Origin of the sequence: Pseudomonas sp. E6002, from assembly GCF_013385565.1 — a bacterium.
Lineage (GTDB): Bacteria > Pseudomonadota > Gammaproteobacteria > Pseudomonadales > Pseudomonadaceae > Aquipseudomonas.
Map to the genome: position 1 here is coordinate 1 of NZ_JACAPT010000028.1, position 15,760 is coordinate 15,760.

Here is a 15,760-nt window from a genome sequence, read left to right on the forward strand (position 1 = left end):
TGTAAGAGCGGAACCAATAGCGGCCGTTACCTAAATAACGGATATACACACCCACCCGGCTCCGCATCTTTGATAGGTGTATGTCAGGCGTGTACCCGGACCCACACGCTGACCAAAATCGTAGCCGCCATCAACCACGCTACCGCCGCCACCGCCAGCGAAGCCTCCAGACGCATCCGGTCAACCATCACATACAACGTCGCCAGGTACACAAAGTACGGAATGATCGACCACATCCCGAACACGATCGTGGTCTTCAGATCCTCCACCGACCGACCCTTGCCGACAATGTAATGCGCAATCAACGCGAACGTCGGAAACAGCGGCACCAACCCTGCAATGTAGTAGTTCTTGGTCTTGGCCAGCGCCGCCAGAATCAGCACCACCCCCGCACCCAATGCCGCCTTCAACAATAAATCCACAATGCGCTCCTAGTGGCTCAGCCCGTACTTCTTGACCTTATCGAACAACGTGGTCTTGGCCATCCCCAGTTCCTGGCTGGCCTGGGTCAGGTTGCCGCCGCTGCGTTGCAAGGCATCGTTGAGCAGGTTGCGCTCGAACGCCTCCACCGCTTCGGTAAAGGCCAGCCCATGGTTGCCGCTGCTGGCGCCGCTCTTCTTGAACGCCGGCAAACCGAGGGCAAACCGCTCGGCCACGTTGCGCAGTTCACGCACGTTGCCCGGCCAGTCATGGCTCATCAGGCTGGACAGGGTCTGGTTGTCGAGGTCCGGCGCGGTGCGGTCGAAACGCAGCGACGACTGCTGCAGGAAGTGTTCGAACAACTGCAGGATGTCTTCGCGGCGTTCACGCAGCGGCGGCAGTTCCAGGGTCACCACGTTGAGGCGGTAGTACAGGTCGCTGCGAAACTGGTTGGCGCGGCTCAGGTCGTCGAGGTCGGACTTGGTCGCGGCGATCACCCGGCAATCCACCGCCACGCTCTGGTTCGAGCCCAGGCGTTCCAGGGTGCGTTCCTGCAACACCCGCAGCAGCTTGATCTGCAGGTTCATCGGCATGCTTTCCACTTCGTCGAGGAACAGCGTGCCTTCGTGGGCGTGTTCGATCTTGCCGATGCGGCGCTTGCCGGCACCGGTGAACGCGTTGGCTTCGTGGCCGAAGATTTCGCTTTCGAACAGGTTCTCCGGCAGGCCGCCGCAGTTCAAGGCGACGAACTGGTGGGAGTGGCGCCGGCTGAAATCGTGCAGGCAGCGCGCGACCAATTCCTTGCCGGTGCCGGTCTCGCCCTCGATCAACACGTTGGCCGAGGTGTCGGCGACGTTGGCGATCAATTCCCGCAGGTTCTGCATGGCCGGAGAGCGACCGATGATCCGGCCTTCCAGCGAATCGCGCTCGGCCAGTTGCCGGCGCAGCGACCAGACTTCCCGGGCCAAACCGCGTTGTTCCAGGGCGCGGCGGGCTACGTCCACCAGGCGCTCGGGAGAGAAGGGTTTCTCCATGAAGTCATAGGCGCCGTTGCGCATCGCGCCCACGGCCATGGAGATATCGCCGTGGCCGGTGATCAGCACCACCGGCAGGCTTTTATCCAGGGCCTTGAGCCGGGTCAGCAACTCCAGGCCGTCGATGCCCGGCAGGCGAATATCGCTGATGACGATGCCGGCGAAGTTTTCACCGACGAGGGTCAAGGCTTCTTCGGCACTGCCCACGCCCACGCTGGGAATGTCTTCCAGGGCCAGGGCTTGCTGGCAGCCGAGCAATACATGGGGGTCGTCTTCGACGATCAGGACGGTCAGGTCGGTGGTTTTTTCTGCGTTCATTTCGACTCGACTTGTTGAGGGCTCGCCAGCGGCAAACTCAGGACAAAGGCAGTACCACCGCTGGCCGGATGCTCGACGGCGAGGTTGCCGCCGGTCGCCGCCGCGAGGCTGGCCGACAGCGTCAGGCCGAGGCCCAGGCCTTGTTCGCCGGGTTTGGTGGTAAAGAACGGTTCGAACAAATGCTTGCGGGTCTCGGGATCAATCCCGTGGCCGTTATCGCGCACCCGCAGGCGATATTTGCCGTCGGCGATGTCGCCTTCCAGCCACAGTTCGGGGGCCGGTTGCGCCTGCATCGCGTCCAGGGCGTTGCCCATCAGGTTGACCAGGATCTGCTCCAGGCGTGTCTGGTCGATCTGCAACTGCGCGCTGCTGAAGTGGCGGTGCACCGTCAGCGGCAGGGTCTCCAGGCGACTGCCGAGGATCTGGAACGTAGCGTCCACCGCCTTGCCCAGATTGGCTTCGCCCTGGTCATCGCCACGCCGGGCAAAGGAGCGCAGGCTGGCGGTGATGCGACCCATGCGGTCGATCAGTTCGTTGATGGTCTTGAGGTTGGCACTGGCGGTGTCCAGCGCCCCACGCTCAAGGAAGCGCACGGTGTTGCCCGACAGGGTACGCAGGGCGGCCAGTGGCTGGTTCAATTCATGGGCGATGCTGGTGGACATCTGGCCGATGGCCGCGAGTTTGCCGGCCTGCACCAGTTCGTCCTGGGCCCGGCGCAAGGTTTCCTCGGCCTGGCGCCGCTCGCGAATCTGGCTCTTGAGCCGCTCGTTGCTGGCCCGCAGGTCGGTGGTGCGTTCGGCAATCCGTCGCTCCAGCTGGTTATTGGCTTCCTGCAGGGCTTCCCGGGCGGCGAGGCGGGTGGCAATCACCTTGCGGCGCTCGTTCCAGGCAATCAGCAGGAATGCCACCAGCGCAAAGGCTACGGCCACCAGTATGCCCTGGTTGATGGCGGCCCGGCGCAGGTCGTTCAGCGGGGTGAGCAGGGTGAAATTCCAGGGGGTGTCGTTCAGCGGGCGGGTCTGGGCCAGGTAGCTGACCTCATGCTCGTCGGCCACCACTTCGCTGTTGGCCGGGAAGGTCAATTTCTCGGTGCCTTCGTTGAGGCGTTCGCGGGCCAGTGGTTCCAGCTCGTTGAGCGTCGCCCAGTAGTATTGCAGGCTGTGGGCGAGGCGGTCCTTGGTGTCATCGCTCAATGGCCGCACGGACTTGAGGCGACGGGCCGGGTCGCTGGAGAGAATGATGATGCCATTCTCGTCACTGACGAAGGCCTCCAGGCGCGCCCGCTGCCAGCGCTCTTCCAGCGCTTCCAGGCGTACCTTGACCACGGCGACGCCGATGATCTTGCCGTGTTCTTCCAGGCCATGGGCCAGGTAATAGCCGGGTTCGCCGTTGGTGCTGCCGATGCCGTAGAACCGGCCGGGCTGGCCGCGCACGGCATTCTGGAAATAGGCACGGAAGGACAGGTCTTCACCCTGGTAACTGTCGGCATCGCGCCAGTTACTGGTCGCCAGCACACGGCCGGTGGTGTCCATCACGTAGATCGCCCGGCTGCGACTGCGCCGGTTCAGGCCTTCGAGGTAGTCGTTGACGGTTTTGCGGGTTTCTTGATTCGGGTCTGCCAACAGCCTGGAGACGCTGGATTCCAGCTCCAGGAGACTGGGCAGGTAGGTGTATTTGCTGAGTTCGCTCTCGACGGTGCGGGCGTGCAATTCCAGTTGGCGTTCGCCGGTATCGCTGAGGGTGCGGATCCCATAGAACTCGCTGATCCAGAAGCCGACGTAACCCAGTCCGATCATCAGGGCGATGATCAGCGGCGGCAGGAACAATTGGCGAATCAGACGAGGCTTCACGGCAAGTGATGGCGGCGCGGCGCGAAAGAGGTTGGGGTCGCATTTCATCACAGATGCCTTGGGTCAACCAGTTGTGGTGAGTGGGGTTGCCCGACCCACCACAACAGGGCAGTGCTTAGTGCTGCAGGATTTTCTCGAGGAAGTGCTGCGCACGCTCGGAGCGGGCGCTGATGTCGCCGAAGAATTCCTCTTTCGGGCAGTCTTCGATGATCTTGCCGGCGTCCATGAAGATCACCCGGTCGGCTACCTTGCGGGCGAAACCCATTTCGTGGGTCACGCACATCATGGTCATGCCTTCCTGGGCCAACTGCACCATCACGTCGAGCACTTCGTTGACCATTTCCGGGTCGAGGGCCGAGGTCGGTTCGTCGAACAGCATGACGATCGGGTCCATCGCCAGCGCACGGGCAATCGCCACACGCTGTTGCTGGCCGCCGGAAAGCTGGCCCGGGTGCTTGTGGGCGTGAGCCGACAGGCCGACGCGCTCCAGCAGTTGCAGGCCCTTCTTGGTGGCTTCTTCCTTGCTGCGGCCCAATACCTTGATCTGCGCGATGGTCAGGTTTTCGGTGATGGTCAGGTGCGGAAACAGCTCGAAGTGCTGGAACACCATGCCGACGCGCGAGCGCAGTTTCGGCAGGTTGGTCTTCGGGTCGGCAATGGAGGTGCCATCGACCACCACGTCGCCTTTCTGGAACGGTTCCAGGGCGTTGACGCACTTGATCAGGGTCGATTTGCCCGAGCCGGACGGCCCGCACACCACGATCACTTCGCCTTTTTTAACCTCGGTGCTGCAATCGGTCAGCACCTGGAAGTCGCCATACCACTTGTTGATATTCTTGATAGAGATCATACGGCAAACCTTTTTTGCAGACGCTTGACCAGCAGCGAGGCGGAAAAGCTGATGATGAAGTAGACGACACCGGCGAAGATCAGGAACTCATTGGAGCGGCCGATGATGTCGCCGTTGGAACGGGCGGAGTTGAGGAAGTCCACCAGGCCCACGGTGTAGACCAGCGAGGTGTCCTGGAACAGGATGATCGACTGTTGCAGCAGCAACGGGGTCATCTTGCGGAACGCCTGGGGCAGGATGATCAGGCGCATGGTCTGGCCGTAGGTCATGCCCATCGCTTGCGCCGCGGCCATCTGGCCCTTGGGGATCGACTGCACGCCGGCCCGCACGATTTCGCAGAAGTACGCCGCCTCGAACATCATGAAGGCCACGACGCAGGAGGTGAACGCACCGATCGGGGTGTCTTCGCCGGTGATCCAGCGCAGCACGAACGGCACCGCCAGGTAGAACCAGGTGATCACCAGCAGCAGCGGGATCGAGCGGAAGTAGTTCACGTAGGCGCCGGCCAGGCGCGACAGCAGTTTGCTGGACGACAGGCGCATCAGCGCGAGGATCGTACCCAGGATGATGCCGCCGACCACGCCCATGACCATCAACTGCAAGGTCATGACCATGCCGTTCCACAGGCCCGGGATGGCGGGGATGATGCCGCTGAAATCGAAGTCCATTATTTACCCCCCACGGAGATCAGGCCGGGCACGGCGACTTTCTTCTCGACCACGCGCATCAGCAGCATCAGGCTCATGTTCAGGGTGAAATAGATCAGCGTGGCCAGGGTGAAGGCCTCGAACAGGTTGGCCGAGAACTCGGCGGTCTGTTTGGTTTGCGCCAGCAGTTCCATCAAGCCGATCAGGGACGCCACGGAGGAGTTCTTGAAGACGTTGAGGAATTCCGAGGTAAGCGGCGGAATGATGATGCGGTAGGCCTGGGGCAGCAGCACGTTCCAGTAGATCTGCGGCAGCTTGAAGCCCATGGCGCGCGCGGCGGATTCCTGGCCCCGTGGCAGCGCCTGGATGCCGGTACGCACTTGTTCGCACACACGGGCAGCGGTGAACAGGCCCAGGCACACCACAACGCTCAGGTAGGCCGAGGTGGTCGGGTTGAGGTCTTGTTTGTACCAGTCCTGCAGGTTCTGCGGCAGCAGGTCGGGTATCAGGAAATACCAGATGAACAGCTGAACCAGCAGCGGTACGTTGCGAAACAGTTCCACGTAGCAGGTCGCGATGCCCGATACGATGCGGTTTGGCACGGTGCGCATGACGCCCAGAATGGACCCCAGCAGCAAGGCGATAATCCATGCCACGACGGCGATGGCAATGGTCCAGCCCAAGCCGGCGATGTACCAGTCGAGATAAGTCTCGCTGCCCACGCCGGTGGACTTGAAGAACACGCCCCAGTCCCAGTTGTAATTCATTAGGGTCTCCCCTCGAGATCGATCGATGTACAAGCACCCGCTTGGGGAAGATCCTTTCCCGCCCGACGGTGAACGCCAGGCACACGCGATCGGCTCGAAAACCGCCAGGTCGAGTGTTCCAAAATTAAAGCCAGCAGGTAGCAACAGACGCCTGAGGGAGGGTTGGCTCCCTCAGGACATAAGCTTAGTCAGGTATCAGATTTTTACGTCAGGCGCTGGCTTGTCGCTTGGGTTGGCGATCAGATCCTTGACCTTGTCGCTCATCGGGAAGTTGAGGTTCAGGCCTTTTGGTGGAATCGGGCTCTCGAACCACTTGCTGTAGATCTTGTTGATCTCGCCAGACTTGTACAGGCCGACGATCGCATCATCCACGGCCTTCTTGAAGGCTGGGTCGTCTTTGCGAACCATGCAGGCGTAGGCTTCGAAGGACTGTGGAGTACCGGTGATGACCCAGTCGTCCGGCTTCTTGGCCTTGGCTTCTTCACCGGCCAGCAGCGCGTCGTCCATCATGAAGGCAACGGCGCGGCCGCTTTCCAGCATCTGGAAGGATTCGCCGTGGTCCTTGGCGGAGATGACGTTCATGCCCATCTGCTTGTCGGCGTTCATCGCCTTGATGATGCGCTCGGACGTGGTGCCGGCGGTGGTCACGACGTTCTTGCCTTTCAGGTCGGCGAAATCGCTGTAGGACGGCTTGCCTTCCTTGTCTTTCTTGACCAGCAGGCGGGTGCCGATTTCGAAGATATTGACGGTGAAGTCAACCTGCTGGGCGCGTTCGGCGTTGTTGGTGGTGGAGCCGCACTCGATATCCGCGGTGCCGTTCTGGATCAGCGGGATACGGGTTTGCGAGGTGACCAGGTTGTACTTGGTCTTCAGGTCGGGTTTGTTCAGGTCTTTTTTCAGGGCTTCAACGATAGCCAGCTGAATGTCGTGGGAGTAGCCCACGGGTTTGCCCGAACCATCCGCGATATAGGAAAACGGAATGGAGCTGTCGCGGTGAGCGAGAGTGATCGTGCCGGAGTCGTTGATTTTCTTCAGTGTGCCGGTGAGTTCGGCGGCGAAAACTGGAGTGCTGATCAGAGCAGCAGCGATAGCTGCGCCCAGGATATGGGGAACGATGCGCATCAATACTTCCTCGACATTTGTTTTTTTTATGAGACCGGTTGGGACGGCCACGTTTTTATATAAACAGTACTGCGAAAGCCTGTGACGGCTCCTGAGGCGCCTCAGGCAATCGCCTACGAGTGTAGAGCATGAGTCGTGCCAGACCAGAAATAAAAGGTTAACCATATGATTTATATAGAGATTAACTTTGTGTTACGGGTTTTTTCTCCTGTTTTGGTCCGGCAAACCGAATAGGTTGAGCTATGGCGTTCGGAAAACCGAATGGCGGCGTGGGCCTGTATCGCCCATGAAAAAGCCCCGAGAGTGTGGCTCCCGGGGCTTTTGGGTGTGGCTCTGTCAGAACGTGTAGTCGGCCGACACCACTGCCGCGCGGCCATCGCCGGGCACTGCCCAACCGTTGTTGCGGATACGGGTGAGGTACTCCTTGTCGAACAGGTTGTTGATGTTTAGCTGCAGGTTCAACTGTTTGTTGACCTTGTAACCGAGCATCGCACGCTGCACCGCATAGCCGGGGGAAGTCGGCGAGTTGGCGGCGCTGACCAGGTACTGCTTGGTTTGCGCCGTGATGCCGTAGCCCACCTGGAAGTCGTAGGGCAGGTCGTACACCGTCCAGATGCTGGCTGCATGTTTGGGGGTGAAGGTCAGCGGCTCGCCTTTCTGCACGTCGATGCCGGTGGTCGCCAGGGTGTAATCGCTGGCGCTGCGCAGCACACGAGTGTTCAGGTAGGTGTAGTTGGCGAAGACTTTCCAGTGGTCAGTAAGTTGGCCGCTCAGGCCCAGCGCCACACCGTCTGCACGTGCCTTGCCGTCGAGGGTCTGGGTGCCGCTCAGGTTGCTCGGGTCATTGTCGGCGACTTTATAGTTGGTGCGGTCATTGCGGAAGATCGCGCCCGTCAGCGAGAGGGCATTGTCGAGCAGGTCCCATTTGGTGCCGATCTCATAGCTGACGGCGGTTTCCGGGGAAACATCGCAGTTGTTGGTGGCGATGCTTGAGCTTTTGGCCGGGGTGTAGCAACCCCCATTGACGCTGGCCTGGGACGGCGTCTTGCTGTTGCCGTAGGCGATATAGAAGCTGCCGTTTTCCACCGGTTTGTAGACCAGCGCCAGGCGGTAAGAGGTCAGGTCATCCGCCTGGCCGTAGCGAGTGCCGGGCGTTTCCACGCCAGTGCTGGAATAGGCATTGGTCACCGAGCTGCCGGCGTTGTGCTCGTAACGCAGGCCGCCGTTGATTTCCCACTGTGGGTTGAGCTTGAGCGTGTCGAAGGCATAGGCGGCGCGGTTGTTCAGCGCGCCGTCAATGTGGGCGGCCCGGGTGAAGTTGACGGGGCCGGACCATTCGGAGTTCGGATCGCTGTAGCTGACCGGTGGTGGGACGATGGTGCTGCCGTTGGCGTTGGTCAGCCATTTACCGGTATCCGCCTCGTATTCCTCGCGGCTGATGGCGATGCCGGTCACCAGCGTGTGGTCGATGAACCCGGTGCTGAAGTGGCTGGTGACGTCGGTCTGGTTGGTGAACATCTTGTTCTGGGTGTTGCGCTCGTTACCCAGTGAGCCGCCGCTTGGCTGGAAGTAGCCCGGCTGCAGGCCTGCGGCGCAAGGGGCGCCGGTGATCTGGGTGCCGCTGGCCAGACAGCCGGTCAATGCACCTTCGGGGCCGGAAGCGCGCAGGTCCTGGCGCACCCGCTCGACGCGGGTGAAGTTGCGCACCGAGACGGCGTCGTTGAAGTCGTGTTCGAGCTTCAGGCTGAACGAGTCCGAGGTGATTTGCTGGTCATTGATGTTGTGGTAGCCGTAGTAGTCGCTCCAACCCACGCCCGGCATGGGCTTGCCGTTGTAGATCGGGATCCCGTACTGCGGCGTGTTGTTGTCTTTCTGGTGCTCATAACTGACGGTGACGCGTGTCGGCGTGCCCAGGCCAAACGCGATGGAGGGCGCGATGCCCCAGCGTTCGTAATCTTCATAATCGCGGCCAGGCACGTCGTTACCATGGGCCATCAGGTTCAGGCGGAACGCGGTGGTGTCGTTCAGCGTCTGGTTGGTGTCCAGGGTGGTGCGCTTGTAGTTATCGGTGCCGATGCCCGCACTGATGGTGGTTTTGTCGCGTAATTCCGGCTGTTTGCTCACCAGGTTGATGGTGCCACCGACCGCGCCGGAGCCGGAATACACCGAACTTGCGCCGCTGACAACTTCGACCTGCTCCAGGTTGAACGGGTCGGTGCGGCTGTACTGCGCGCTGTCGCGCACGCCGTCCACGTAGATGTCGCCGCTGGCGGAGAAGCCGCGCAGGTTGATGCTGTCGCCATACCCGCTGCCGCCTTCGCCGGCACCGAAGGTGATCCCCGGCACGGTGCTGAGCACGTCGCGCAGGGTCAGCAGGTTCTGGTCATGAATGACTTCCTTGGGCACCACCGTGATGGTCTGCGGCGTGTCGCGCAATGGCTCGGTGTACTTGGGGGAAGAAGGGGCCACAGGGTTGTAGACGCTCTGGCTCGGGGCCTGGCCTTCGATGCTGGTCGCGCCGAGTTGGATGACCCCTGTGTTGTCTTCTGGTGCGGGCTCCGCCGCGTAACTGAATCCTCCTTGCGCAGCCACTGCCAGGCCCACTGCCGACGCGAGCAAATGCCGCGATGAGAGGGGGGCAGAACTGATGCCGGTAGCCATTGAGTAATCTCTTGTTGGTGTTAGTGAGATGCGATCGTAATTGATAAGCGATCTCAAATGTAATACTTTGTAACCAAATAAATCATGAAACTTTTTGCGGTCCTTGATCGCTACTCGGGGCAGGAATGCAGAGCGCACAGCCAGGCAGCGAGCCCTCGGATATCGGTGATAACCCGCGTGCCTATGTGCGCTGGGTGATGCATGCGGCACAGCTGGGAGATGCCGACGCACAGGCGACCCTGGCCCAGCTGCTGCTCGACGGTCGTGGCGTGCAGAAGGATGAGGCGCTGGGGTTGAGCTGGTTTCGCATCGCTGCGCGGCAGCGTCACCCCATGGCGATCAACATGATCGGGCGCTGCCTGGAGAATGGCTGGGGCTGCGAGGTCGACTTGGAAGACAGTGCGCGGCATTACCGCAAGGCCGCCGATCTGGGGCTGGATTGGGGTTTGTATAACTACGGCCAGTTGCTGACGCGTGGCCGTGGTGTGGAGCGTGACCTTGTCGCGGCATATGAACTGTTCCGCCAGGCTGCGGCCAAGGGGCACGCCAAGTCGATGAACCTGTTGGGTCGGTTCCACCATGAAGGCGTGGTGGTGCCCAAGGATGTTCAACTGGCGCGCCAGTGGTATCAGCGCTCAGCCGAGGCCGGGGATTTCCGCGGGCAATACAACCATGCTGCGGAGCTGGCTCACGACGGCGACGAAGTGCAGGCCTGCCTATGGTTGGAGCGGGCTCTCGCGACGGCCACGCCAGGCTTTTTGCAGGCGGCTTATCCCGTGTTGCTGGGCTCTGCCTTCAGCGGGATTCGTGAAATGGGCCTGCGCTATCAGCGTCATCTGCAGGCATGAAAAAGCCCCTGGACCTTTCGGTGCAGGGGCTTTTTTACGTCGGGCTGATCAGGCCGCTTCGATCTTGCCGCGGTTGTGCTCAACCTTGGACAGGTAACGCTGCACGTTCTCCTGCTCCTGCGGCGTGGTGAACAGGCCCAGCTTGCTGCGGCGCCACAGGATGTCCTGGGGCTGAGTGGCCCATTCTTCAGCGCACAGGTAATCGACTTCGCGGGTGTACAGGCCGCCACCGAGGTGGTCACCCATGTCCGCCAGCGATTGCACGCCTTCCAGCAGGCGCCAGGTGCGGCTGCCGTAAGTGGTGGACCAGCGACGGGCAATCTCGCTCGGCACCCAGTCGTATTTGCTACGGATTGCATCGGCCAGGGCTTCTGGCGTGCTCATGTTTTCGCCGCCGGGCAGGGTGGCTGTAGCCGTCCAGCTTGGGCGCATCTGCGTGAAGTAAGGCGCCAGTTGTGCCATCGCCGATTCGGCCAGCTTGCGGTAGGTGGTCAGCTTGCCGCCGAACACCGACAGCAACGGCGCCTCGCCCGAGGTGCCGGACAGCGCCAGGGTGTAGTCGCGGGTCACGGCCGACGGGTTGTCGGACTCGTCGTTGCACAGCGGGCGCACGCCGGAATAGGTGTGCACGATGTCATCGCGGCTCAGTTGTTTCTTGAAGTGCGCGTTGACCACCTTGAGCATGTAGTCGGTTTCACCTTCGGTAATCGCCACTTTCGCCGGGTCGCCGGTGTATTCGCGGTCGGTGGTGCCGATGATGGTCAGGTGGTTCAGGTACGGAATGGTGAAGACGATACGCTGGTCTTCGTTCTGCAGGATGTGCGCGTGGGCGCCTTCATACAGCTTCGGTACGATCAGGTGGCTGCCCTGGATCAGACGGATGCCGTAGGGCGAATCCAGCTTCAAGTCATCCTTGATGAACTTGGCCACCCACGGGCCGGCGGCGTTCACCAGCGCTCGGGCGCGGATCGAGAACAGGCTGCCGTCGGCACGTTCCATGTTCATTTCCCACAGGCCTTTGCTGCGGTGTGCGCTGACGCAACGGGTCTGGGTGTGGATGTGCGCACCCTTTTCCCGCGCAGCCATGGCGTTGAGTACTACAAGGCGGGCGTCGTCGACCCAGCAATCGGAGTATTCGAAGCCTTTGGTGATTTCGCTTTTCAGCGGGCTGTCGGGGCCGAACTTGAGGCTCTTGGAGCCTTCGAGTTTTTCCCGCTTGCCCAGATGGTCATACAGGAACAGGCCGGCGCGAATCATCCATGCCGGACGCAGGTGCGGGCGGTGAGGCAATACAAAGCGCATCTGCTTGACGATGTGCGGGGCCTTGGCCAACAGCACCTCACGTTCAGCCAGGGCCTCGCGCACCAGGCGGAATTCGTAATGCTCCAGGTAACGCAGGCCACCGTGGATCAGCTTGCTGCTCGCGGAGGAAGTGTGGCTGGCCAGGTCGTCCTTTTCGCAAAGGAATACCGACAAACCGCGACCGGCTGCGTCTGCTGCAATCCCGACGCCATTGATCCCGCCACCGATAACGGCGACGTCATAGACTTCGGCAAGCGGTGGGGCAGGCAAGGTAGAAGGGTTCATCGGCTGGCCTCGCAATCTTTTTCGTATTGGAATTCGAACATAAATGTTCATTTGCGAAAATGGTAGCTTATAAACGCAGGTACAGCCAGCCCGCTTCGATTGAAAATACTGATCGAAGGGCGAAGAAAGGAAAATTTGTGAACATCAGGGGGCAGGACACCCCCTGTATAGGCTTACACCACTTCCAGCCGAATCTTGTGCTGATTCAGCAACTGCACCAGTGCCGGGACCGGCTGCTGATCGGTGACTAAACAATCGATCAAGCTGATCGGTCCCAGGCGAATCATGGCGTTGCGCCCGAATTTGCTGGAGTCCGCCGCCAGGATCACCTTGCGCGCATTGGCAATGATCGCCTGGGAAACCCGTACTTCCTGGTAATCGAAGTCCAACAGGCTGCCGTCTTCATCGATGCCGCTGATGCCCACCAGGGCAAAATCGACCTTGAACTGGTTGATAAAGTCGACGCTGGCCTGGCCTACCACGCCGCCATCCCGGCGCACGTTGCCGCCGGTCAGGAGTACGTCGAAGTCGTCTTTGGCACTCAGCATCATGGCGACGTTGAGGTTATTGGTGATGATTTTCAGGTGGCTGTGGTTAAGCAGCGCACGCGCGATCGATTCGGTGGTGGTACCGATGTTGATAAACAGCGAGGCGTGATCGGGGATTTGCGCGGCGATGGCTTCGCCGATGCGCTGTTTTTCGTCGCGCATCTGGTCGGCACGCATGGCGTACGCGGTGTTTTCAACGCTGGAGTCATAGGCTGCGCCGCCATGGTAGCGGCGCAACAGATTGGCTTCCGCCAGTTGATTGATATCGCGGCGGATGGTTTGCGGGGTGACAACGAAGAGCTGCGCCATTTCCTCGATACTCACATAGCCGCGTTCGCGAACCAGTTCGAGGATTTGTTGCTGGCGGGGAGGCAGATTCATGGTGCGTCCTTTGGGCTGCCGTAAAAAGTGGCCCATGATGACGCAGGAATCTGCTCCCTGCCAGTTACAACCCTATGCGCGTCCGGCGCTTGGCTTATTCAGCGCCTTCGTGGGGTTCCCAGTCGCGGGTGCGGCTGACTGCTTTCTGCCAGCCGGCGTAGAGTTTTTCCTTCGCCGCTTCTTCCAGCTGCGGTTCGAATTGACGCTCGATTACCGCCTTGCCACGCAGTTCGTCCAGACTGCCCCAGAAACCGCACGCCAGGCCGGCCAGGTAGGCGGCGCCCAACGCGGTGGTTTCGCGCATTTGTGGGCGTTCAACCTGGGTACCGAGGATGTCGGCCTGGAACTGCATCAGGAAGTTGTTGGCGACCGCGCCACCGTCTACCCGCAGGGATTTGAGGCGTTCGCCGGAATCCTGCTGCATGGCATCGAGTACGTCGCGGGTCTGGTAGGCAATCGACTCCAGGGCTGCACGAATGATGTGATCCACGCGTACACCACGGGTCAGGCCGAACAGCGCACCACGGGCATACGGGTCCCAGTACGGAGCGCCCAGGCCGGTGAAGGCTGGCACCAGGTACACGCCGTTGCTGTCCTTGACCTTGCCGGCGAAGTATTCGGTGTCGGTGGCATCGGCGATGATCTTCAACTCATCACGCAGCCATTGCACGGTGGAACCGCCGTTGAACACGGCGCCTTCCAGGGCGTAGGCCACTTCGCCACGCGGGCCGCAGGCGATGGTGGTGAGCATGCCGTGCTTGGATTTCACCGCCTTGTCGCCGGTGTTCATCAGCAGGAAGCAGCCGGTGCCGTAGGTGTTTTTCGCCTGGCCCGGTTCTACGCACATTTGGCCAAACAGCGCCGCCTGTTGGTCACCGGCGATACCGCCGATGGCGATACCGCTTTTGGTGCGACCGTAGATTTCCGAGGAAGACTTCACTTCCGGCAGCATTTCGCGCGGCACGTCGAGAATCTCCAGCATCTTCGCATCCCACTCCAGGGTGTGGATGTTGAAGAGCATGGTGCGCGAGGCGTTGGTGTAGTCGGTGACGTGGGTCTTGCCACCGGTAAATTTCCAGATCAGCCAGCTGTCGATGGTGCCGAACAGCAGCTCGCCGTTACGCGCACGTTCGCGGCTGCCTTCGACGTTGTCGAGGATCCACTTGAGCTTGGTGCCGGAGAAGTACGGGTCGGTGACCAGGCCGGTGGTGTCGTTGATGTATTGTTCGTGGCCGTCGCGCTTGAGCTGCTGGCAGATCTCGGTGCTGCGGCGGCATTGCCAGACGATCGCGTTGTAGATCGGGCGGCCGGTGATTTTGTCCCATACCACGGTGGTTTCACGCTGGTTGGTGATACCGATGGCCGCGACCTGGTCATGGTGCAGGCCGGCTTGTGCCAGGGCCTCGACCATCACCGCGCTCTGGGTGGCGAAAATCTCCATCGGGTCATGTTCGACCCAGCCGGCTTGCGGGTAATGCTGGGTGAATTCACGCTGGGCGGTGCAGACCACGTTGGCGTCACGATCGAAGATGATCGCCCGGGAACTGGTGGTGCCCTGATCGAGGGCAATGATGTAGTTCTTATTCTGAATGTCGGTCATGTCGATTGCCTTGGACGGAGAATAGGGAAGTCAGTAAACAGCCTGGGCCGCAAAAGGGCAGTACGGTCCAGGCTATCGCATCAGGAAGTACGGGTTTTGGCGGTGGCAGCCGCTTCGGTTGCATCAGTTGTAGCAGGTGCGGCGCTGGGCAGGTGACGGGCAATCAGCCCGCGATAGGCGGCAGCACCGAGGCAGGCGCCGACAATCGGCGCAAAGATCGGAATCAGGAAGTAAGGAATGTCGCGCCCGCCAGTGAAAGCCATTTCACCCCAACCGGCGAAAAAGGTCATCAGCTTGGGGCCGAAGTCACGGGCCGGGTTCATCGCAAAGCCGGTCAGCGGGCCCATGGCACTGCCGATCACGGCAATCAGCAAACCAATCAGCAGCGGCGCCAACGGGCCGCGGGGCAGGCCGTTGTTGTCATCGGTCAGGGCCATGATCACGCCCATCAGGATCGCGGTGATGACCATTTCCACCAGGAACGCCTGGGCCGTGCCCAGCAGCGGATGCGGGTAGGTGGAGAACACCGACGCCAATTCCAGGCTAGCCTGGGTGCCGCGAATCATGTGGTGGGTTTGTTCGTAATCGAAAAACAGGTTGCTGTAGAGCGTGTAAACCAACGCGGCCGAACAGAAGGCCCCGGCGACTTGGGCGATGATGTAGAACGGCAGTTTGCGCTTGTCGAAATCGGCAAAGATGCAAAGGGCGATACTGACCGCCGGATTCAGGTGAGCCCCGGAAATGCCGGCGCTCAGGTAGATCGCCATGCTGACGCCGATCCCCCAGATGATACTGATTTCCCACAACCCAAAGCTGGCACCCGCGACCTTGAGCGCAGCAACACATCCGGTACCGAAGAAGATCAGCAACGCAGTGCCCAGGAATTCGGCCATGCATTGACTTGAAAGTGAAGGCTGTTGAAGAGCAGTTGTCATGGAAAACCTCTGTTTTTGTTGTTGTCTGGCGTTTTGCCGCAACGGGCAATCGGCGATTTTCACCGTGGCGAGGATCCCCATCCTGTTCGCGGCTTACTGCTGTGAATCCGTAGGTGCATTCCTACAGTATTCGTAAACGAAAAAATATAGACAAGAATGACGGCTGTCAAAGGTCGAAAGTGAACGATCGGT

Annotated in this window: 13 protein-coding genes; 1 reads left to right on the forward strand and 12 read right to left on the reverse strand. The window is 60.7% G+C overall.

Annotation, left to right across the window (positions count from 1 at the left end; genetic code table 11):
- Positions 1-83: 83 nt before the first annotated feature.
- The 8 genes from HX815_RS22835 to HX815_RS22870 form a co-directional block, all read right to left on the reverse strand.
- On the reverse strand, positions 84-413 hold the full coding sequence (locus HX815_RS22835; protein ID WP_172834602.1) for a GlpM family protein: 330 nt from the start codon (positions 411-413) through the stop codon (positions 84-86).
- A gap of 18 nt (positions 414-431) precedes the next feature.
- Positions 432-1,772, reverse strand: a complete 1,341-nt coding sequence (locus tag HX815_RS22840; protein WP_003208736.1) for a sigma-54 dependent transcriptional regulator — start codon at positions 1,770-1,772, stop codon at positions 432-434.
- The gene (locus tag HX815_RS22845; protein WP_003208735.1) at positions 1,769-3,670 is read right to left on the reverse strand and encodes a sensor histidine kinase; all 1,902 of its coding nucleotides are present in this window, start codon (positions 3,668-3,670) and stop codon (positions 1,769-1,771) included. Before HX815_RS22845 ends, HX815_RS22840 begins: the two co-directional genes overlap by 4 nt.
- A 67-nt stretch (positions 3,671-3,737) precedes the next feature.
- Complete coding sequence (locus HX815_RS22850) at positions 3,738-4,472, reverse strand: amino acid ABC transporter ATP-binding protein (RefSeq protein WP_003208734.1); 735 nt, start codon at positions 4,470-4,472, stop codon at positions 3,738-3,740.
- Entirely contained in the window at positions 4,469-5,140 is a 672-nt protein-coding gene (locus tag HX815_RS22855) for an amino acid ABC transporter permease (protein WP_003208733.1), read from the reverse strand. Before HX815_RS22855 ends, HX815_RS22850 begins: the two co-directional genes overlap by 4 nt.
- The gene (locus tag HX815_RS22860) at positions 5,140-5,886 is read right to left on the reverse strand and encodes an amino acid ABC transporter permease (RefSeq protein WP_003208731.1); all 747 of its coding nucleotides are present in this window, start codon (positions 5,884-5,886) and stop codon (positions 5,140-5,142) included. Before HX815_RS22860 ends, HX815_RS22855 begins: the two co-directional genes overlap by 1 nt.
- A gap of 195 nt (positions 5,887-6,081) precedes the next feature.
- The gene (locus HX815_RS22865; protein WP_008433481.1) at positions 6,082-7,008 is read right to left on the reverse strand and encodes a glutamate/aspartate ABC transporter substrate-binding protein; all 927 of its coding nucleotides are present in this window, start codon (positions 7,006-7,008) and stop codon (positions 6,082-6,084) included.
- A 336-nt stretch (positions 7,009-7,344) separates the two neighbouring features.
- Complete coding sequence (locus HX815_RS22870) at positions 7,345-9,669, reverse strand: TonB-dependent siderophore receptor (protein WP_177028932.1); 2,325 nt, start codon at positions 9,667-9,669, stop codon at positions 7,345-7,347.
- Between the two features lie 125 nt (positions 9,670-9,794).
- Here HX815_RS22870 and HX815_RS22875 point away from each other — a divergent pair, with 125 nt between their 5' ends.
- Entirely contained in the window at positions 9,795-10,517 is a 723-nt protein-coding gene (locus HX815_RS22875) for a tetratricopeptide repeat protein (RefSeq protein ID WP_003208726.1), read from the forward strand.
- Between the two features lie 48 nt (positions 10,518-10,565).
- Here HX815_RS22875 and glpD read toward each other — a convergent pair whose 3' ends face one another.
- The 4 genes from glpD to HX815_RS22895 all read right to left on the reverse strand — a co-directional run bounded on the left by glpD (position 10,566) and on the right by HX815_RS22895 (position 15,568).
- Positions 10,566-12,104 (reverse strand): glycerol-3-phosphate dehydrogenase, encoded by a 1,539-nt coding sequence (glpD, locus tag HX815_RS22880; protein WP_177028933.1) that lies wholly within the window; start codon positions 12,102-12,104, stop codon positions 10,566-10,568.
- A 173-nt stretch (positions 12,105-12,277) separates the two neighbouring features.
- Positions 12,278-13,033 (reverse strand): DeoR/GlpR family transcriptional regulator, encoded by a 756-nt coding sequence (locus HX815_RS22885; RefSeq protein WP_003208723.1) that lies wholly within the window; start codon positions 13,031-13,033, stop codon positions 12,278-12,280.
- 94 nt (positions 13,034-13,127) lie between these two features.
- Positions 13,128-14,633: a glycerol kinase GlpK gene (gene glpK, locus HX815_RS22890; protein WP_003208721.1), complete on the reverse strand. Its 1,506-nt coding sequence runs from the start codon at positions 14,631-14,633 to the stop codon at positions 13,128-13,130.
- Between the two features lie 80 nt (positions 14,634-14,713).
- Positions 14,714-15,568, reverse strand: coding sequence for an MIP/aquaporin family protein (locus HX815_RS22895; RefSeq protein ID WP_008433490.1), 855 nt, complete (start codon positions 15,566-15,568; stop codon positions 14,714-14,716).
- Between the last annotated feature and the right edge of the window lie 192 nt (positions 15,569-15,760).